16 protein-coding genes are annotated in these 19,569 nt (G+C 72.6%); 5 read left to right on the top strand and 11 right to left on the bottom strand.

Annotation, left to right across the window (positions count from 1 at the left end; all coding sequences use genetic code 11):
- The coding region (locus tag KME80_RS28430; protein ID WP_219509433.1) for a type 1 glutamine amidotransferase family protein at positions 1–773 on the bottom strand (773 nt) is incomplete at its 3' end.
- 120 nt (positions 774–893) lie between these two features.
- On the opposite strand from KME80_RS28430, the gene KME80_RS28425 reads away from it, so the two are divergent.
- Positions 894–1,391 carry a hypothetical protein gene (locus tag KME80_RS28425; protein WP_219509432.1) on the top strand — a complete coding sequence of 166 codons (498 nt, stop codon included), beginning with the start codon at positions 894–896 and terminating at the stop codon, positions 1,389–1,391.
- Here KME80_RS28425 and KME80_RS28420 read toward each other — a convergent pair.
- The 5 genes from KME80_RS28420 to KME80_RS28400 all read right to left on the bottom strand — a co-directional run bounded on the left by KME80_RS28420 (position 1,306) and on the right by KME80_RS28400 (position 8,196).
- Entirely contained in the window at positions 1,306–2,505 is a 1,200-nt protein-coding gene (locus KME80_RS28420) for an acyltransferase family protein (protein ID WP_219509431.1), read from the bottom strand. The genes KME80_RS28425 and KME80_RS28420 overlap by 86 nt on opposite strands.
- Before the next feature lie 99 nt (positions 2,506–2,604).
- On the bottom strand, positions 2,605–3,765 hold the full coding sequence (locus tag KME80_RS28415; RefSeq protein WP_219509430.1) for an acyl-CoA dehydrogenase family protein: 1,161 nt from the start codon (positions 3,763–3,765) through the stop codon (positions 2,605–2,607).
- Between the two features lie 3 nt (positions 3,766–3,768).
- Complete coding sequence (locus KME80_RS28410; protein ID WP_219509429.1) at positions 3,769–4,287, bottom strand: MaoC family dehydratase; 519 nt, start codon at positions 4,285–4,287, stop codon at positions 3,769–3,771.
- 39 nt (positions 4,288–4,326) lie between these two features.
- Entirely contained in the window at positions 4,327–4,929 is a 603-nt protein-coding gene (locus KME80_RS28405; protein WP_219509428.1) for an ACT domain-containing protein, read from the bottom strand.
- Between the two features lie 132 nt (positions 4,930–5,061).
- Positions 5,062–8,196 carry a bifunctional cytochrome P450/NADPH--P450 reductase gene (locus tag KME80_RS28400; protein WP_219509427.1) on the bottom strand — a complete coding sequence of 1,045 codons (3,135 nt, stop codon included), beginning with the start codon at positions 8,194–8,196 and terminating at the stop codon, positions 5,062–5,064.
- Positions 8,197–8,249: 53 nt separating this feature from the next.
- Here KME80_RS28400 and KME80_RS28395 point away from each other — a divergent pair, with 53 nt between their 5' ends.
- Both KME80_RS28395 and KME80_RS28390 read left to right on the top strand, forming a co-directional pair.
- On the top strand, positions 8,250–8,801 hold the full coding sequence (locus KME80_RS28395; protein ID WP_219509426.1) for a TetR/AcrR family transcriptional regulator: 552 nt from the start codon (positions 8,250–8,252) through the stop codon (positions 8,799–8,801).
- Between the two features lie 258 nt (positions 8,802–9,059).
- Positions 9,060–9,590 (top strand): hypothetical protein, encoded by a 531-nt coding sequence (locus tag KME80_RS28390; RefSeq protein WP_219509425.1) that lies wholly within the window; start codon positions 9,060–9,062, stop codon positions 9,588–9,590.
- A 15-nt stretch (positions 9,591–9,605) separates the two neighbouring features.
- On the opposite strand, the gene KME80_RS28385 is transcribed toward KME80_RS28390, so the two are convergent.
- From KME80_RS28385 to KME80_RS28365, 5 genes are read right to left on the bottom strand one after another with little or no spacing between them, the layout of a single operon-like run.
- Entirely contained in the window at positions 9,606–10,856 is a 1,251-nt protein-coding gene (locus KME80_RS28385; protein WP_219509424.1) for a right-handed parallel beta-helix repeat-containing protein, read from the bottom strand.
- Positions 10,857–10,902: 46 nt separating this feature from the next.
- Positions 10,903–12,696, bottom strand: a complete 1,794-nt coding sequence (locus KME80_RS28380) for a glycoside hydrolase family 13 protein (protein WP_308125956.1) — start codon at positions 12,694–12,696, stop codon at positions 10,903–10,905.
- Between the two features lie 7 nt (positions 12,697–12,703).
- Positions 12,704–13,537 (bottom strand): sugar ABC transporter permease, encoded by an 834-nt coding sequence (locus KME80_RS28375; protein WP_219509438.1) that lies wholly within the window; start codon positions 13,535–13,537, stop codon positions 12,704–12,706.
- A 2-nt stretch (positions 13,538–13,539) separates the two neighbouring features.
- Positions 13,540–15,102: an ABC transporter permease subunit gene (locus KME80_RS28370; RefSeq protein ID WP_219509423.1), complete on the bottom strand. Its 1,563-nt coding sequence runs from the start codon at positions 15,100–15,102 to the stop codon at positions 13,540–13,542.
- A gap of 4 nt (positions 15,103–15,106) precedes the next feature.
- Positions 15,107–16,387, bottom strand: a complete 1,281-nt coding sequence (locus tag KME80_RS28365) for a sugar ABC transporter substrate-binding protein (RefSeq protein ID WP_219509422.1) — start codon at positions 16,385–16,387, stop codon at positions 15,107–15,109.
- A gap of 283 nt (positions 16,388–16,670) precedes the next feature.
- Here KME80_RS28365 and KME80_RS28360 point away from each other — a divergent pair, with 283 nt between their 5' ends.
- Together KME80_RS28360 and KME80_RS28355 are read left to right on the top strand one after the other, a co-directional pair.
- Entirely contained in the window at positions 16,671–18,164 is a 1,494-nt protein-coding gene (locus KME80_RS28360) for a glycoside hydrolase family 13 protein (protein WP_219509421.1), read from the top strand.
- A gap of 56 nt (positions 18,165–18,220) precedes the next feature.
- Entirely contained in the window at positions 18,221–19,561 is a 1,341-nt protein-coding gene (locus KME80_RS28355; RefSeq protein ID WP_219509420.1) for a HAMP domain-containing sensor histidine kinase, read from the top strand.
- The last annotated feature ends 8 nt before the right edge of the window (positions 19,562–19,569 follow it).

The following is a 19,569-nucleotide window of genomic DNA, read 5'->3' as shown; positions in this document are numbered from 1 at the left end:
GCGGCGGCGCCCCGCCGCCCCTCGGCGAGCCGCCGCAGCTCGTCCAGATCGGTACGCGTCCCCGCGGGCAGCTCGGTCACCGCCGCTCCGGCCCCCGCCGGGCGGCGGACGGTGACGACGCCCCGGCCCGCCACCTCGGCCGACTCGCTCTCCAGGTCGATGACGAGCGCGGTGTGCTCGTCGACGCCGAGCACGGCCGAGCCCGGCGGCAGCTCGCGTTCCATGCGCGACAGCCGCCGCTCGCCCAGGTAGCAGTAGCGGGTGTCGTGGGTGCCGCCCTCGGCGTTGTCGAAGTGCGGGATCACCACGGCCCGCAGCCCGAGCGCCGCCAGCAGGTCGAGCCCGTCGCGCCAGTGCGGGTCGGCGCCGGCCTTGTAGATCTCGTACACGGGCACGGTGGCGAGCCCGGCGGTGCAGGCGGCGGCGGAGGCGAGCACGGTGACCCCGGTGCGGGCGCGGACGCGGGCGCGCAGGTCGGCGGCCACGCCGGAGCCGGTCCACCGGTCGAGCGCGTAGGTGGGGCTGCCGGGCCCGGAGAAGACCCAGGCGGCGCCGGTCACGTCGCCGGACACCTCGACGTCCAGGCCGACGCTGCGGGCGAAGTAGCCGCGCGCGCGGGCGGAGATGTCGGCGCGGTTCTCCTGGAAGGCGTACGGGGTGTCGAGCAGCACGGCCCGCGCGCCGGGCGGCAGCGCGCGAGCGGCGGCCCGGTGGACCTCCACCATGGTCGGGCTCGTCTCGCCCGATCCCATCAGCACCAGCGTCCCCGGCATGGCCCCCGCCTCTCTCTGTCCCGTCCTCGACTACTGCCACGGGCGGGCCCGCTCGCGCAAGAGCGGGACACACATGCGAGATGGACGTTCCTGCACAGGGGTGGCAGTAGGCTGCTGGCGGTGACGGCAAGACACGTGGTCTCGGTCGAGACGCTCCTGCTGCGGGCGGGCGACGGCTGGTCCTATCGGCGCGTGGTGGTCTCCCCCGCCGCTGGTGAGAGCCCCGACGAGGCGGCCCGCCGGGCGGCCGGGGTGGAGCCGGGCACGGACGAGGTGGTGGTGCACTCGACGAGCTGGCGCCACCGGCCGGGCGAGATCGTGCTGACCTACGCGGTGTGTCCCGATCCGGAGCCGTGGCTGCCCGCCGACGGGCGGCCGGCGGCGGAGCCGGCCCGGGGCGCGGCGCCCGCGACGCCGTCGCCGGAGCGGGTGGAGGTGGCGCAGGTGGCGGCGCACGCGATCCGGCACCTGGCGTTCCTCATGGTGGAGGACCCGGTGGTGCGCGAGGCGCTGTCCCGCCACCCGGAGGTCGCTATCGCGCTGTCGCCCAGCGCCGGGACAGGCGGCGGCCGAGCTCCTGCATGGGCCGTTCCACCCAGCGGTACGTCAGCGCGCTGACGGCCACGATCAGCGCCGTGACCAGCACGGTCGCGGTGAGCTGGACCGGCAGCGAGGCGGCGCGCAGGTCACCGGCGACCGCGCTGACGTACTTGAGCACCGGATGGTGCACGAGGTAGAGCGAGTAGCTGATCAGGCCGAGCCAGGTGAGCGCCTTCGGCAGCCGCCTGCCGCGCAGCGCCATGGCGCCGCCGAACACCGCGGCCGACAGCGCGATCGTGGTCACCCACACGTCGGGCTGGACCCACCACCAGCCGTTCTGGACGGCCCAGAAGGGCGAGACGGCGACGAGCGCGGTGGTGAGGGCGACGGGCCAGAGACTGCCCTGGCCGCGTTCCCACCGGTGGACGGCGGTGCCGGCGAACATGAGCGCCACGATGGCCGCGCCGAGCCACGGCACCCGGCTGTTGAGGACCAGCAGGACGAGCGCCATCACGCCCATGCTCAGCGCCGCCGCCCTGCGGAACCGGCCGCCGATCACGCAGGCGAGCCCGGCGACGAACACCGCGCAGGACGCGTACGCCACCCAGGCGCCGCCGAACAGGGCGCGGCTCATCACCAGCCCGGTCACCACGCCGGTGGCGGCGAACAGGACCGACAGCAGCGCGCTGCGCTCGTGCAGCCTCAGCAGGAACAGCGCGGTGACGAGCAGGTAGAAGACCATCTCGTACGAGAGCGTCCACATGGTGTCGGCGAGCCCGCCCACGCCCACGACGTCGAGCAGCATGGTGGCGTGCCCGGCGACGGACCCGCCGTCGCGCGGCACGGCCTCGCGGACCGGCACCCACCAGGCCAGGGCGAGCACCAGGACGGAGACGGCCAGGTAGAGCGGGTAGAGGCGGAAGACGCGGCTCAGCCAGAAGGCCCGCACGTCGCCGTGCCGCTCCAGGGAGGCCGGGATGATGTAGCCGCTGACCAGGAAGAACACGAAGATGCCGAAGACCCCGAAGCTGAACCAGTAGGGCCGTGCCGACGGCAGGTACCACGGCAGCATGTGCTCGGCCACGACGGCCAGGGCGCCGATTCCGCGGAGCGCGTCGAGCCAGGCGAGCCTGGAGTGGGAGCCGGCGGAATCGGACGCGGTGCCGCTGGATGCGGCTGGGGCGATCGACACCCGGCCAAACCTACCCTGACTTGCCCCGTCGATGCCGCTTGTTCCCTATGTGCGGACAAAGGACGGTAATGGTAGTGGTGCGCCCGATCTGAGCTCCGGCTACCAGCCGATGCGCCCCTTCCCGGAGACGAGCGCCCGGGCGATGACCAGCCGCTGCACGTCGTTGGTGCCCTCGCCGATCGCCATCAGCGGCGCGTCCCGGTAGAGCCGCTCGACCACGTACTCCTGGGAGTAGCCGTAGCCGCCGTGGATGCGCATCGACTCCAGCGACGCCTTGAGCGCCACCTCGGAGGCGAAGTACTTGGCCATGCCCGCCTCCATGTCGATCCGCTGCCCGCTGTCGGCGCGGGAGGCGGCCCAGTAGGTGAGCAGCCGGGCGGCCTGGATCTCGGTGGCCAGGTCGGCGAGCTTGAGCTGGATGGCCTGGAAGTCGGCGATCGGCTGCCCGAACGCGGTGCGCTCGCGGGCGTAGCCGAGGGCGGCGTCGTAGGCGGCCTGGGCGACGCCGACGGCGCGGGCGGCGATGTTGACGCGGCCGATCTCCAGCGCGCCGAGGACCTGCTGCATGCCGCGCCCCTCGACGCCGCCGAGCAGCGCGCCCACGGGGACGCGGACGCCGTCGAGCGCCACCTCGCACGTCTCGGTGCCCTTGTAGCCGAGCTTGGGCAGGTCGCGGCTGACGGCGAAGCCCTCGGCCGACGGGTCGACGAGCAGCACGGACATGCCCTTGTGGGCGGGCTCGGTGATCGAGGTCTTGACGAGCACGGGCAGCGGGTCGGCGTGACGGGCGTTGGTGATCCACGTCTTGGTGCCGGTGACGACGTAGTGGTCGCCGTCGCGGACCGCGCGGGTGCGGATGCCCTGCAGGTCGGTGCCGGCGCCGGGCTCGGTGAGCGCGATGCCGGTGCGGCGGGCGCCGGTGGCCAGCTCGGGCAGCAGGCGCTTCTGCTCGCCGGTGCCGTGGCGGGCGATCATCGAGCAGGCCATGGAGTGGGAGCCGATGGTGCCGGCCACGCCCATCCAGCCGCGCGCGATCTCCTCGAAGACGAGCGCGAAGGTGACCATGTCGGCGCCGAGCCCGCCGTGCTCCTCGGGCACCGACAGGCCGAACAGGCCCATCGTCTTCATCTTCTCGACGATCTCGGTGGGGTAGCGGCCGGAGTGCTCCCACTCGGTGGCGACCGGCACGATCTCCTTGTCGACGAAGGCGCGCAGCGTCTCGCGGAAGGCCCGCTGTTCGTCGGTCAGCTCGAAGTCCATCGCTCAGCCTTCCAGAGGGCCGGTCTTGGCCTGGGGGAAATAGCCCTTGTCGTGCGGGGCGTCGCGTTTGTAGACCATGACCGTGCGGGTCCACGACATGATCTCGTCGCCGTCCTGGTTGAGGCCGCGGGTGCGGCAGGTGACGATCCCGGCGTACGGCCGCGACTTCGACTCGCGCTTGGCCGTGACCAGGGACTCGGCGTAGAGGGTGTCGCCGATGAACACCGGGTGGGTGAGGCGGATCTCCTCCCATCCGAGGTTCATCAGCGCGGTCTGGCTGACGTCCATGACCGACAGGCCGAGCACGATGGCGACGGTCAGCCCCGAGTTCACGATGATCTTCCCGGCCGGGGCCTTCGCGGCGAAGTGCGCGTTGAAGTGGTTCTGGTTGGTGTTCATCGTGAGCAGCGTGAACCAGGTGTTGTCGGCCTCGCTGATGGTGCGGCCCAGCGGGTGCTGGTAGACGTCGCCGATCACGAAGTCCTCGTAGTGACGGCCGATGCGCGCTTCGTGGACGGTCATCCGGCCACGTTAGTCATCGTCCGTTTCGCCGGTCAACGATCACTTACGCGCGGCCAGCGCAGAGACCACGTCCACGATCCGCACGGCCCGCTCCAGCTCGGCGCGGTGGAACACCGGCCCGTCGGCGCGCGCCACCAGCAGGTGCAGGTTCTGCGTGGTCACCGGCAGCAGCATCAGCCGCAGCTTCTCGGTGTCGAGGCAGGCGGCCCGCGGCGGCGGTTCCGGCAGGTCGACGTAGTCGGGCGCGGCCAGCGAGGCGTGCCGCACCGCGCCGTCGGCGTAGGCGACCGACCACTCGGCGCCGCACAGCCCCGGCAGCGCGTCGACGAGCGTCGCCAGCCCGCGCCCCGGCTCGGCGGCGACGTGCATGAGCAGGTCGTAGTCGGGCGCGGAGCCGGGCGCCTCGCGCGTCGGCCACACGCCCTCGATCCGCACGCCCGGCACGTCGGTGAACCGCTGGCGCACCTCCTGCGGGCTCGCCGCGCCGGGCCAGGAGACGGTGAAGTCGTCCACGGCCCGGCCCTTCTCCCGTTCCAGCACGGTGACCTGCAGGATGTCGGCGCCGAGCGTCCCGAGCACCTTGGCGACCTGCCCGAGGCCACCGGGCCGGTCCGGCAGCGACACCCTCAGTCTCAGCAGCATTGCCGCCCTCCCTTCCCGAGGCTTCTCACAGTGCCGTGGACAGGTTTCCGGAAGGTTCCACGGATATGTCGCACATGATGCGCGAATCGCCCCCCTGCCCTCTTCCCTCGCGGGAGGCACCTCATACCGGCGTCAGGCGAAGACGTCCTGCTGGTAGCGGCCGGATTCCTCCAGCCCGGCCAGCCAGGTCTCCGCCTCGCCCGCGCCGCCGCCGGTGCGCTCGCGGTACAGGGCGGACAGGGCGGCCCGGACGGCGGGCGCCATCCGCAGGCCGTCGCCGCACACGTACACGTACGCGCCCCGTTCGAGCAGGTCCCACACGGCGTCGCCCGCGGCGGCGAGCGCGTCCTGGACGTAGCGGTGCGGGTGGCCGGGCACGGCCGAGAACGCGGTGTGCACGCGCACGCCGCCCTGCCGGGCCCACGCCTCCACCTCGTCGCGGTAGAGCCAGTCGTGCTCGGGGTGGCGGCAGCCGGTGAACACCTCGGCGGGGCCGGTGGCGCCGGTCAGCGCCCGGTGCTCCAGGAAGCCGCGCAGCGGGGCGAACCCGGTGCCGGGGCCCACCATGATCACCGGGGTCGCGGGGTCCTCCGGCAGCCGGAACGGCGGCGCGGGCTCGCGCACGTAGCCGTAGAAGACCTCGCCCTCGCCGAGGCCGGCCAGGTAGGCCGAGCACATGCCCCGGTACTCGCCGCTGCCGGACCAGGCCGGGCCCTCCACCAGGCCGACGGTGATCCGGACCAGGCCGGGGGCGGCCAGCGGCGAGGAGGAGATCGAGTAGTAGCGCGGCTTGATCGGCCCGGCCATCTCCAGGAAGGCGGGCAGCAGCAGCTCGATCGCCGGGAACCGCTCCAGCAGCGCCAGCGGCGAGACCCGCTTGGCCAGGATCTCGTCGGCGTACGCGTCGGTCAGGGCGGCGAGCTGGCCCTTGGTCCACGGGCAGCCGGTGTGGGCGGCCAGCGCCTCCAGGTCGGCGCGGGTGGCGACCTCCTGCAGCTCGGCGAACTCGGTGAGCAGCAGCCCGGCGGTCACCGGCGTGTCCAGCGGCAGGTGGCTGGAGGTGCGGGCGCGCAGCCGGACGACCTGCTCGCGGGGCACGCGCAGCAGCCGCAGCGCCCACTCCACCAGCTCGGGGTCGTTCTTGGCGAAGACGGCCAGGTGGTCGCCCGCGGTGTAGGTGACGCCCTCGGGCAGCCGGGCGACGATCGAGCGGACGCCGGGGCGCGGCGCCTCCCGGGAGAAGTCCCACAGCCCGGCCGGGTCGCCCGTCAGCTCCTCGTTGGACACGACGGTCAGCGGCACGGCGCGGGCGGAGACGACGGCGGGCCTGACCTCGGCCTCGCTCAGCACCTCCAGCTCGTAGCGGGGGCCGGCGTCGGCGGCCGAGGCGCTGTAGACGTCGGCGACGGCCGCCCACAGCTTGCCGGTCCAGGCGGTGACGTCGCCGTCGAGGTCGCCGTCGGCGTCCGCCTCGCCCCGCTCGACCAGCGGCTCCGCGCCCGCCGCCGTGAGCTTGGCGTACGCGCGGCGCGGGAAGTCCTGGTAGGTGGGCCACTGGGTGTTGCCGACGCCGAGCACCGCGAGCCGCACGCCGGTCAGCGGCGGCAGGCTCTCCAGCGCGTCGAAGCGCTGGGCGTTGTCGGGCGCCTTGCCGTTGTAAGAGGAGGCGACCACGACGAGCAGCCCGCCCTCGGGCGGCTCCAGCTCGTCGAGCGTGACGAGCGTGGTGGCGAAGCCGGCCCGGCCGGCCCGCTCGGCCAGCCGCTCGGCGATGTCGGCGCAGGTGCCGAGGTTGGAGCCGTAGGCGACGGTGAGGGGGACGCCGCTCACGGTGACGTCCTGCCGCTCGTCGCCGTGCACGTCTCCGTGCTCGGCCGGCCGCTCGGGCACGGCGACGCTGCGCTCGTGCGGCCGGCGCTCGCGCACCCGCACGGTGAAGCCGTCGGGCTTGACGGTGAGGGTCTGCTTGATCCGCATCCGGTAGACGGCCGGGTCGGACACGGCGAAGCGGCGCAGGATCATGGCCAGCGCGAGCCGGGCCTCGGTGAGCGCGAACTGGCGGCCGATGCAGGCCCGCTCGCCGTTGCCGAACGGCTTGTAGGCGGCCGGGTGGTGGCTCTTCCTGCCCTCGGGCAGCCAGCGGTCGATGTCGAACTCCTCGGGCCGCTCCCACGCCTTGGGGCTGCGGTGCAGCGGGCCCAGCAGGACGCCGATCCGGGTGCCCGCCGGGATGGGGTGGCCGCCGATCGTGGTGTCGGCGACGGCGTTGACGCCGAAGGCCGGGATGGGCGACCACAGCCGCAGCGTCTCGTCGAGGATGCGCGGGATCACGTCCAGCTTCATGATCGTCTCGTACGTGGGCGGCTCGTCGCCCGGCAGCAGCCTGTCGACCTCGTCGTAGGCGCGGGCGAGCACGTGCGGCTCGCGCAGCAGGTTGTACAGCGCGAAGGAGAGCAGCCCGCTGGTGGTCTCGTGGCCGGCGATGAGGAAGGTGAGCACCTGGTCGCGAATGTTGTCGTCGGGCAGGCGCTCGCCGGTGCGCGGGTCGGCGGCCTCCAGCATGAGGCCGAGCAGGTCCTGCGACTTCTCCGTGCCGCCCCGGCGCTGCTTGATCACCTCGTCGACGAGCTCGCGCATGACGGCGATGTCGCGCCGGTATGCCTCCTCCTCGCGCCACTTGAGCCGCGTGAGGAGCGGGAGCTGCTGGTTGCGGTGCATGGCCTCGGTCAGCGCGCCGCCCATCGCCCGCAGGAAGGGATGCAGCTCCGGGGTGTCGAAGGAGCCGAACCGGTAGCCGAAGCCGGTCAGCGAGATCGTGTCGAGCGTGAGCCGGGTCATGTCGTCGGCGACGGGCAGGTCCTCGCCCTGGCGGCGGGCCCACGAGGCGACGAGCTGCTCGGCGACCTCCAGCATCTGCGGGAAGTACGCCTTCATCGAGCGCTGGCTGAAGGCCGGCATGAGGATGCGGTGCGCCTGGCCCCACAGGGGCTCGTCCTGCTCGGCGGTGAACAGGCCGTCGCCGCCGAAGTCGCGCACGATCGACAGCGGCGGGTCGATCCGCTTGACGAACCTGCTCTCGTCGCACGCCTCGGCCACCAGGTCGGGGTCGTAGACAAACAGGACCTTCCGGCCGGCCAGGTCCACCTGGTAGAGCCCCTGGTCGTAGCGGCCGGCCAGCTCCTCGAAGTAGGCCGACGGCGAGTGTGAGGGGATCTGCAGCGCGTTGCCGAGGATCGGCAGGCCCTTGGGGGCCGGGATCTCCGTCATGAGCACTCCCAATGCTTGTTGCCATACACCGTATGGCTGCTACCATACACCGTATGGCTACCAGTGCGCGAAGGGGCGCTCCTCTGACCCTCGGCGAGATCCACGCCGCCGCCCTGCGCATGGTGGACGAGGGCGGCGTCGACGCCCTGTCGATGCGCAAGCTGGCCGCCGAGCTCGACGTGAACCCGATGTCGCTCTACCACCACGTGCCGAGCAAGGAAGCGCTCATCCAGCAGATCTGCGTCGGCATGGCCAACCGGCTGGAGCTGCCGCCCGACGACGGCACCCCGTGGCAGGAGCAGCTGCGCGCGCTGGCGCTGGCCTACCATGCGCTCGCCCGCGCCTACCCGGCCCTGTTCGCCTACGCCTACGCCCACCAGCAGCCGGGCATCGCCCACGAGGGCGGCATCTGGGGCGTGCTGCACCGCATCCTGCGCGCGGCCGGCGTGCCCGGGCCCGACGTCGAGCGCACCGGCGACGTGCTGCACGCCTTCATGTCGGGGTTCGTGCTGGCCGAGACGAAGGGCCTGATCGCCGAGCCGGGCCCGGCGTTCGACACCGTCCTCGACCTGATCGTCCACGGGCTGGCCCACCGCCCGGCCTGACCCCCGGCCTGACCTCCTGGGCGCTCTCGCTCAGGCGGCCCGGGGCCGCTGAAAGATGAGGTCATTTTTCGGGCCAAGCATGTCGTTGGCGCGATCAGCCGCTCCTCACCGGTAAATAGGCAATCATGGAATCCGGCCGCGGAGGGCGGCCACCGGAAAGACGTGCTGAGAGCGCGGAGAGAGCGCGGTGTGGTGAGGCCCAGCAGAGCATGGCCCGGGTGGCTCCATGTCGGTGTCCTGGAACACCGCCTGACCCGGATGTGGGTGCCCGGCGCCTTCCCGCCGGCCGAGTCGCTGCTGGCCGTCATGACGCTGGCGGCGGTCCCCCGGCGGCTGGCGGGGCGGCTGGCCGAGCACCTGAGCGGCGGCCTGGTCGTCGGCCCGGGAGCCGTTCCCGACCTGCCGGCCTTCGAGAAGCTGCGCGCGCTGCCGCTCCCCCAGCAGGAGGGCACGTGGGAGCGCAGCGCCGGAGTCTACGACCCGGCGCTGCGCCGCATCGCGGTCGGCAGCGTCCCCTCGCCCTCGGTGAACGTGTGCGGCCACGAGCTCGGTCACGCGCTGGACGACTCCGACGGGCGCCCGTCGGCGGAGCCGTGGTGGGTGGTGCTGCACGCGCTGCGCCGCGCCCACCTGGCCCCGCCGTACCGGGAGGACGTCTCGGAGCTGTTCGCCGAGAGCTTCGCCTGCGTGCTGACCCGCCGCACGTCGCGGCTGATCCACCTGCTGGGCGACGAGCGGGCCGCCCGGCAGGTCTACGCGTGGATGGCCGATCGCTACGGGATCGGCTGAGCCGCCCGGGGCGGGTCAGCGCTGGTAGGCGCCGGCGTGCGGGTCGGCCGGGATGGGCCTGCCGGTGAAGTCCCTGGCCAGCTCGGCGCCCCCGTACCAGGCGGCCGGCAGGCGGACGGCCCGGCCGCGTGCCGGGGAGCCGGGCCGCAGCCGCAGGTTCGTCGCGGAGACGAATCTCGGGTCGGCCATGACCGAGCCGGCGCCGAGCTTGAAGCGGGCGCTGCGCGCCCGGTAGACGCTGCCCGCCTCGTCGGCGCCGGAGCCGTCCTCGAAGCCCGCCTGGCCGCCGACGACGACGACGTTGTTGCGGAGCTTGAGGATCGACGGGGAGCAGCCGTCGTGGCAGGACCAGCCGATGGTCTTCCTGGCCGGCATGTAGACCGAGTTGTGCACCGCGATCGTGCCCTTGACCGGGCCGACGATGTGCCGGGGGCCGCGCGTGACCAGGAACGAGCCGCTCCTGAGCGTGGAGGTGACGACGTTGAAGGCGATCACGTTGCCGGTGGCGGTGTCGCCCTTCTTGGCGCCGAGCTCGCTGAAGGTGTTGTTGTCGTGCGCCCGGTTGTGGGTGACGCGGTTGCGGTTGCCGCCGAACACCTCGATGGCGGCGCCGTCGTAGCCGTAGTCGGGGCTCTTGGCGTAGCTGCCGGTGATGGTGTTGCCGGTGACGAGGTTGTCGTCGCCGTTGAGCAGGATGCCGAACGCGCCGGAGTCGTTGTCGCCGCCCTTGTCGGCGATGCTCATCCGGTTGTTGGCGGTGAAGGTGCTGTCGCGGACGGTGTTGCGGGCGCCGGTGGGCGCGATGACGGCGCCGGCGATGTTGCGGTCGGCCTCGACGCCGGACAGCGTGTTGTGGTCGCCCTCGACGCGGAAGCCGGCCCAGCGGCAGCCGGAGGCGCGCAGGCCGCTGACCTTCCAGTGGTTGCCGGAGATGACGACGCAGTCGGCGTCGCGGCCGCTGATCCTGGCCAGCGGCCCCTTGCCGTACGCCTTGACGGTGATGGGGCCGGCCGCGGTGCCGCTGGCGGTGAGGGTGAGCGAGCCGCTGAACGTGCTGCCGCGCCGGATCGCGACGGTGTCGCCCGGCTGGAGCGAGGTGGCGTTGACCGCGTCCAGCGACTTCCAGGCGGCCGACTCGGACGTGCCCGCGGCCGAGTCGTCGCCCGCCTTGGAGTCGACGTAGTAGGTCGTGCCGGCCTGGGCCGCGGCCTGCAAGGGGACGGCGGGCAGGAGCGTGGCCAGGACCGCCACGGACAGTAACCTCATACGTGACACCACTATCTAATTGAACGTTGCACGGAGATGTGCCAACTTAGCGTGATCGCGGGGCGAGGCGCCAGACGCGGAACGACGGCCCGTCCCCGGGCAGCACGTCGCCGTCGGGCGCGTCGTGCACCCCCTCGGCGTGCGTGCCCAGCCGCAGCTCCGGGCCGGGCGCGCGGCGCGCGCACACCACCAGCGTCTCCTCGTACGTCTCCCGCGCGAACACCAGGCAGTCGGCGTCGGCGTGCAGCCAGCGCAGGCCGCCGTGGCGCAGGGCGGGCTCGGCGCGGCGCAGGCCCAGCAGGGTGCGGTAGCCGGCCAGGGTGACGAGATCCTGGTCGGCCGGGCGGTTCCAGGGCATGGGGGTGCGCGCGTGCTCTCCGTTGACGCCGGTGAGCCCGTACTCGCTGCCGGCGAAGACCATGGGCGTGCCCGGCAGCGTGGCCTGCAGGCCGAGCGCCACCAGGTGGCGCTCGCGCGAGCCGGTCACGGTGCGGATGCGCGGCGAGTCGTGGGAGTCGAGGAGCTGCCAGGAGTGCACGAGCGAGCGCCACGACAGGTGCGAGGCGAACGCGCGGAACGTGGCGAGCGCGTCGGTCCCGTCGCGGCGGGGCACGCCGCCGGGCACGCCGAGGAAGTGCTCCAGGCCGGGGTCGTCGCCGCGCAGCCAGGCCCACACGGGCCGGGTGAAGCCGCCGTAGTTCATGGTGCCGTGCCAGCCGTCGCGGTCCAGGTCGGCGGAGGCGTCGTGGTTGTGCTCGGCGATGAACGCGGCCTGCGGCGGCAGGGCGCGGCGCAGCATCGCGGCCACCTCGTGGGCGTGGTCGGCGGCGCCGAGCCGGCCGGTCATGTTGGCCACGTCGACGCGCCAGCCGTCGAACGGCCCGATCCAGCGGGTGAGCACCTCGCGCATGCGGGCGCGGACCAGCTCGCTGCTCCAGTCGAGCTTGGGCAGCGACTTGAAGCCCCACCACGACGCGTAGTCGCCGGTGTCCGGGTCGAAGAAGTACATCTCGCGCTCGGGCGCGCGCACGTCGGACACGGCGGCGGTGAACCACTCGTGGGAGTCGCCGGTGTGGTTGGTGGTGATGTCGCCGAGCAGCCGCATGCCGCGCGCGTGCAGGGCGTCCGACAGCCGGTGCAGCGCCTCGTCGCCGCCGAGCAGCGGGTCGACCCGGTCGAACGTGGCCGCGTCGTAGCGGTGGTTGGAGCGGGCCGGGAAGATCGGCGTCAGGTAGACGGTGTCGGCGCCCAGCGCCTCGATGTGGTCCAGGCGCTCGGTGATGCCGTCGAGGTCGCCGCCGTAGAACTGCTCGGCGGTACCGGGGCCGTGCGGGATGACGGGGTCGCGGTCCCAGTCGCGCGGCAGCGCCCAGCCGGGCAGCTCGCGCATCGGCCGGGAGGCGGCGAAGCGGTCGGGGAAGATCTGGTAGACGATCGAGCCGGCCATCCAGGCGGGCGGCGGCGCGTGGCAGACCAGCCGGAAGTCGCCCGAGTCGGGCAGGTCGTGCCGGACGAGCCCGGCGGCGGTCAGCCAGCGCTGCCCGCGCGCGGTCTCCAGCAGGAAGCGGTAGCGGGTCACCGGGTTGACCGCGGTGACCTCGGCCCGCCACCACACGTCGCCCGCGCCGTAGCCGCCGACCGCGCGGGCGGTCCTGGCGGCGTCGACGGACGCGGGCGCGTAGCGGGGCTCGCCGTCGTGCACGGCGCGTACGTGGACGCCGGTGACGCCCGCGGCGCGCGGGGCGCGCAGCCACAGGGTCACCGTGGAGCCGAGCTCGGGCGCCTGGGCGGAGACGTAGAGTGCGGAGCCGTCGTGATGCGGCTCGTCGATCAGGCGCACGTGATTCCTATCCCTTGACGGCTCCGGCGGTCAGGCCGGAGACGATGTACTTCTGCAGCCAGAGGAACACCCCCACGGTGGGGATCGCGGTGAGCAGCGTGCCGGCGGCGAACATGCCGAAGTTGGCGTTGCGGTTGTCGCCCGCGATCATCCCGAACATGCCCACGGCGAGCGTCTTGCTCTCCGGGTCGCGCAGGAAGACGCTGGCCATGAGGAACTCGCTCATCGTGCCGATGAACGCCAGCAGCGCGGTGACCGCGAGGATCGGCGTGACCAGCGGCATGATGACCCGCCAGAAGATCTGCGCGTGCGTGGCGCCGTCGACCGTGGCGGCCTCGTCGAGCTCCTTGGGGATGGTGTCGAGGAAGCCCTTCATCAGCCAGGTGTTCACGCCGAGCGCGCCGCCGAGGTAGAGCAGCAGCAGCCCCCACACGGTGTCGAAGCCGAACGCCGGGTAGAGCTCGGTCACCCTGGTGAAGATCATGAAGATCGTCACGATGGCCAGGAACTGCGGGAACATCTGGATGAGCAGCAACGCCAGCAGCCCGGCCCGGCGGCCGGCGAAGCGCATCCGGCTGAAGGCGTAGGCGGCGAACATCGACAGCAGCAGGCTGGCGAACGAGGCGGTCAGCGCGATGAACACCGAGTTGAAGAACCACCGGCCGAACGGGTAGACGTCCGAGCCGAACAGGTCGGCGAAGTTGCCGAGCCCGAACCCGGTCGGCAGCAGGTCGGTGGAGGCCAGCGTGCCCAGCGGGTTGATCGCGGCCGAGAGCACGAACACGATCGGGAACAGCGCGAACGCGCACACCGCCAGCGCGAACGCGTGCCTGAGCGCCATCTTCACGCGTACACCTCCTCCTGCTTGCGGGTGCGCCGGAACGCCGTCGCCGAGATGATCGCCACGATGGCGAAGATGAACACCGACACCGCGGCGGCGAAGCCGAACTGCGCCCCGCCCGCGCCGAACGCCAGCCGGAAGGTGTAGGTGATGAGCAGGTCGGTGGCTCCCACCTGCGGGTTCTCCGCCGGGAACGGCCCGCCGTCGGTGGTGAGCGCGATGGCGTTGAAGTTGTTGAAGTTGAACGCGAACGACGAGATGAGCAGCGGCGTCAGCGCCACCAGCAGCAGCGGCAGCGTGACCTTGCGGAAGCCCTTCCACGGCGTCGCGCCGTCGATGGAGGCGGCCTCGGTCAGCTCGCGCGGGATCGCCTGGAGCGCGCCGGTGGTGACCAGGAACATGTACGGGAAGCCGAGCCACAGATTGACCAGGATCACCGCGAGCCTGGCGGTGAGCGGTTCGCCCAGCCAGTCGACGTCCAGCCCGAACAGCTGGTTGATCAGGCCGAAGTCGCGGTTGAACATGTCGCGCCAGACCATCAGCATGGCGAAGGCGGGCATGGCGTACGGCAGGACGATCGCGATCCGGTAGATTTTGGTGCCGCGCATCCGGGGATGGTGCAGCGCCAGCGCGACCGACATGCCGAGGGCGAACGTGCCGGCGACGGAGGCCAGCGCGAACACCACGTTCCAGCCGAACACCCCGGCGAAGTAGCCGGAGATGGTGGGGTTGGTCAGCACCCGGGCGAAGTTGTCGAGGCCGACGCCGACCTGCCAGCCCTGCGCCAGGTGGTCGCCGGCGGCGTTGACGAAGTAGCCCTGGCTCTCGTCGGCGGTCCACGGCCCGCCCTCGCCGCGCACGCAGTCGCAGGCGGCGTCGTACACGAGCGCGGCCCTGCCCTCGACGGCGCGGCTGAGCCCGTTGGCCTTGATCGCCCCGCCGGGGGTGGGCACGGACAGCGCGGAGATCTCCTTGGCGCGGGCGGCGGCCTCGGGCGCCTTCAGCACGGTGAGCCCCGGGGCGCTCAGCACCTTGCCGGTGACGCCCACCCGGGCGCCGGCCAGCGGCTCCAGCCCTTCGGCGGTGCCCAGCCCGGCCTGCTTGGTGTCGGGGTCGACGAGCAGGAACACCAGCTCGCCGTCGCGCAGCGCGGCGGTCAGCGCGTACTCCGGCGAGCCGGGCGCCTGGCGGACCGAGCCGGTCTCGATGGCCACGACCGCGTCCTGCTTGCTGCCCCGGTGGCCGTCGCCGAAGTTCGTGAACGCGGTCGTCACCGTGTAGACGACGGGCACGACCTGGAACGCGATGAGGAAGACGGTGCCCGGGACCAGGTACTTGGCCGGGACGAGGCGGGGCGTCAGGTAGAGGTAGCCGATCAGCGCCGTGGCCGCGCCGAGCACGCCGAGCCCGAGCCAGGACTCGGCGGCGACGAGCGGCGGCACGGCGTAGAGCAGGATCGCGGCCGCCACGGCGAGCACCGCGATCCGGCTCACCACGAAGGCGGTGGTGATGTTGCGGCGGGGCCGCGGAGCGCGCTCCGCGGCCCCGGGCACGTCCGGAGCCATGACGTCAGTTCTTGAGCGCGCCGTCGATGGCCTTCTGCGCGGCCGCGGCCGCCTTGGCCGGGTCGCCGCCCTTGACGACCGCCGCCTCGGCGATGCCGAACGGCTCCCAGATCGCGGCCATCTCGGGGATGGCGGGCATCGGCATGCCGTCCTTGCCGGCGTCCATGAACTTGCCGGCGTCGGGATCGGCGGCCTTGACCTCTTCGAGGGTCTCGGCCAGCGCCGGGGGCCGCGGGTCGGCCTCGTACAGCGCCTTGGCCACGTCCTTGTTGGTGACGTAGTTGGTGACGAACTCCTGGGCGAGGGTCTTGCTCTTGCCCTTGGAGGCGACGAAGAAGCTCTGCACGCCGACGAACGGGGTGGCCGGCTCGCCGTCCTCGAACGACGGGACGGGCGTGATGTCGTAGCCGAAGCCGCCCTTCTTCACGTCGGTCATCGCCCACGGGCCGGAGATGAGGTAGGCGCACTTCTTGCCGGCGAAGCTGGTGATGTAGTTCTCGTTGGTGATCGACGTCTTGAGCGCGCCGTCGCCCTTCTCGCCGAGCTCCTTGAACTTGCCGAACGCCTTGACCGAGCCCTCGGAGCCGAGCAGCACCTTCTTGGGGTCGGGGTCGCCGGAGGCGGTGGTGCCGAACAGCGCGCCGCCGCCGGAGGCGAAGATCGGGTAGGCGTGGAAGGCGTCGCCCTTCTGCGCGACCGGAAGGCAGAGGATCTCCTCGACCTTGCCGTCGTCCTTCAGCTTCTTGCCCGTCTTCACCATCTCCTCGATGCTGGCGGGCGCGTCGGGGGCCAGGTCGGTGTTGCGGATCAGCGCGATGTTCTCGACGGCGTACGGGGCGCCGTACACCTGGCCGTCGAAGGTGACGGCCTTCATCGCGATCGGGGAGAACGCGCTCTTCTGCTCCTCGGTCAGGTTGACCGGGTCGATGGCGCCGTTCTGCACCAGGTTGCCGATCCAGTCGTGCGCGCCGACCATCACGTCGGGGCCGCTGCCCTGCTGGGAGGCGGTCAGGAAGACGGTCTGGTTGTCCTTGCTGATCTCCTTGACCTCGACGGTCACGCCGTTCTCGGTGCCGAACTGGTCGGCGAACGGCTTGAGCGCCTTGACCCGGTTGGGGTCGGCCCAGATGACGAGCGTGCCCCCCGCCGCGGCGGGGGCCGACGCCGATCCGCTCGCCCCGGCCGTGGGCGCGGCCGACGGCGCGGCCGGGTCGGAGCCGCCGCACGCCGCGGTGGCGAAGGCCAGGGACGCGAAAGCGGCCACACCCAGAGCTCGCTTGCTCATGAGACCTCCTGAGGTCACGGAGGATGGGCGACACCTGAGCGGGGCCGCCACCAAAGATCGTTAACAGGACCGCTTTCGCGGCTTATGTGACCGGGACGTTAGCGGCTCTTTGCAAGAATTGGAAGAACTTGCAATCGAGCGTTACCCGATCCACACCGTACGGGCCGAGAGAAACGCGCCCGGCCCAGCGCAGAGGCGATCTGCAACTTTCGGCAACTTGCGCTCAGCCGATCGAGCACGCCATCCTGCACCAGACATCACGGACACCCCGGGGAGGACAGCCATGCCCGACAACGACGACTGGTGGCGCGACGCCGTCGTGTACCAGGTCTACCCCCGCAGCTTCGCCGACGCGAACGGGGACGGCGTCGGCGACCTGGAAGGGGTGCGCCTGCGGCTGGGCTACCTCAAGAGGCTCGGCGTGGACGCGATCTGGCTGAGCCCGTTCTACACCTCCCCGATGGCCGACGGCGGCTACGACGTGGCCGACTACCGCGACGTCGACCCGATGTTCGGCACGCTGGCCGACTTCGACGCGCTGATCGGCGACGCGCACGAACTGGGCCTGCGGGTCGTCGTGGACCTGGTGCCCAACCACTCCTCCGACCGCCACCCGTGGTTCCGGGCAGGGCTGCGCGACCGCTACATCTTCCGCGACGCGCCCAACGACTGGGAGTCGATCTTCGGCGGCCCCGCCTGGACCCAGGTGGACGACGGGCAGTGGTACCTGCACCTGTTCGCCCCCGAGCAGCCGGACCTCAACTGGGAGAACCCGGAGGTGCGCGCCGAGTTCCGCGACATCCTGCGGTTCTGGCTGGACCGGGGCGTCGACGGCTTCCGGGTCGACGTGGCGCACGGCATGATCAAGGCCGAGGGGCTGCCCGACGTCGGCCCCAAGGAGGGCCGCCAGGCCGAGATGCTGGGCGACGAGCGGGTGCCGTACTTCGACCAGGACGGGGTGCACGACATCTACCGCGAGTGGCGGCCGATCCTCGACTCCTACCCCGGCGGCCGGATGGCGGTGGCCGAGGCGTGGGTGTCGTCGCCGGAGCGGCTGGCCCGCTACATCGGGCCGGACGAGCTGCACCAGGCGTTCAACTTCGAGTTCATGATGGCCGACTTCCACGCCAAGTCGTTCCGTACGGTGATCGAGAAGTCGCTGGCGGAGGCGGAGCTGGTGGGCGCGCCGACCACCTGGGTGCTGTCGAACCACGACAAGCCCCGGCACGTCACCCGGCACGGCGGCCTGGCCCGCGCCCGCGCGGCCACCCTGCTCATGCTGGCGCTGCCCGGCTCGGCCTACCTCTACAACGGCGAGGAGCTGGGCCTGCCCGAGGTGCTGGACCTGCCCGACGAGCTGCGGCAGGACCCGGCCTTCCGGCGCACCGGCGAGAGCCGCGACGGCTGCCGGGTGCCGCTGCCGTGGACGGCCGGGCCCGGCTGCGGCTGGCGCGACCCGTGGCTGCCGATCCCGGCGGAGTGGACGGCGCTGTCGGCCGAGGCGCAGGAGGACGACCCCGCCTCCACGCTCAACCTCTACAGGGCGGCCCTGCGGCTGCGCAGGGAGCACCCGGCGCTCGGCGGCGGCACGCTGACCTGGCTCGACTCCCCCAGGGACGTGCTGGCGATCAGGCGCGAGCCCGGCCTGACCGTGGTGCTCAACACCGGCGAGGAGCCGGTCGACCCGGGCCTGGGCGGGCGGGTGCTGCTGGCGAGCGGCCCGCTGCCTGCCGGCGGCGCGATCCCGCCGGACACCGCCGTTTGGCTGCAGCATTGACCATACTTTGCCCGCAGGCGGCATGCGCGAGTGACTGCGGTTTGTAGCCTCGGTGGGTGTCACGCCTGTGGGCCCGCTCTCTGCGCGGACGCGTCACCCTCGTCGCCACGGCGGTCGCCGCCCTGGTGCTCACGCCCGTGGCCGTCGGCAGCGTGATCATCGCCAGGTCGCTGGTCGCCGACGCCGTGTGGTCCGACACCCGCGACAGCGCGGGCCGCACCGTCACCGAGGTCCGCACCGGCGCGCTCAGGCCCGGGGCGACGGTGCCGGTGCCGGACCCGTCCATCGACCTCATCCAGGTCGTCGCCCCCGACGGGACCGTCGTGGCGGCCAGCGACGCCGCCCGCAACCGGCCGCCGATCAGCGGCGTGCGCCCGCCGCCCGACGCGGGCGCCATCGACACGACGAGCTGCCGCTCCGGCGAGTGCCTGCACCTGACGGCCATGCGGGTCTCCCACGACCCCGGCGCGGCCGTCGTCTACGCCGGCCGCCGCACCCCGTCGGTGCTGGCCACCCGGACGCTGGAGGTCACCGTGGCCGCCCAGCTCGGCGCCCTGGTCGCGCTCGCCTCCTGGGCCACCTGGGCCGTCACCGGCTGGGCGCTGCGCCCGGTGGCGGCGATGCGGGCCGAGCTGGACGAGGTCAACGTCGGCGACCTGAGCAGCCGGGTGACGCAGCCGCGCGGCGAGGACGAGGTGGCGCAGCTCGCCAGGGCCGTCAACGGCACTCTGGCCCGGCTGGAGCGCTCGGCGCTGCAGCAGCGGCAGTTCGCCTCCGACGCCTCCCACGAGCTGCGCACCCCCATCGCCGGGCTGCGCGCCCAGCTCGAGAGCGCCGAGCTCTACCCGGAGGAGACCGACGTGCAGGCGCTGGTCAAGAGCTGCCTGCGCGACACCGACCGGCTGGAGGCCATCATCACCGACCTGCTCCTGCTGGCCAGGATCGGCTCCCGCGTCGACGTCGCCAAGGAGCGCACCGACCTGGCCGAACTGGTCCGCCAGGAGCTCGCCACCCGCAAGGACAAGATCCCGGTACGGGCCGAGCTGGAGGAGGGCGTCGCCGTGCAGGGCGTGCGCCTGCAACTCGTCAGGGTGCTGACGAACCTGCTGGACAACGCCCAGCGCCACGCAGAGAGCCGGGTGCGCGTCACGGTCTCGCGGGAGAACGGCCAGGCGGTGCTGGCCGTGGAGAACGACGGCGCGCAGATCGCCGAGGAGGACCGCGAGCGCATCTTCGAGCGCTTCACCCGCCTGGACGCCGCCCGCAGCCGCGACGCCGGCGGCACCGGCCTCGGCCTGGCCATCGCCCGCGACGTGGCCATGGCGCACGGCGGCGAGATCCGGGTCGAGGACCACCCCGACGGCGCCCGTTTCGTGCTCCGGCTGCCCGCCGTCTGAGGCACACG

Origin of the sequence: Nonomuraea ceibae (assembly GCF_019396325.1) — a bacterium.
GTDB lineage: Bacteria > Actinomycetota > Actinomycetes > Streptosporangiales > Streptosporangiaceae > Nonomuraea > Nonomuraea ceibae.
This window is presented reverse-complemented; position numbering and strand designations above follow the sequence as displayed.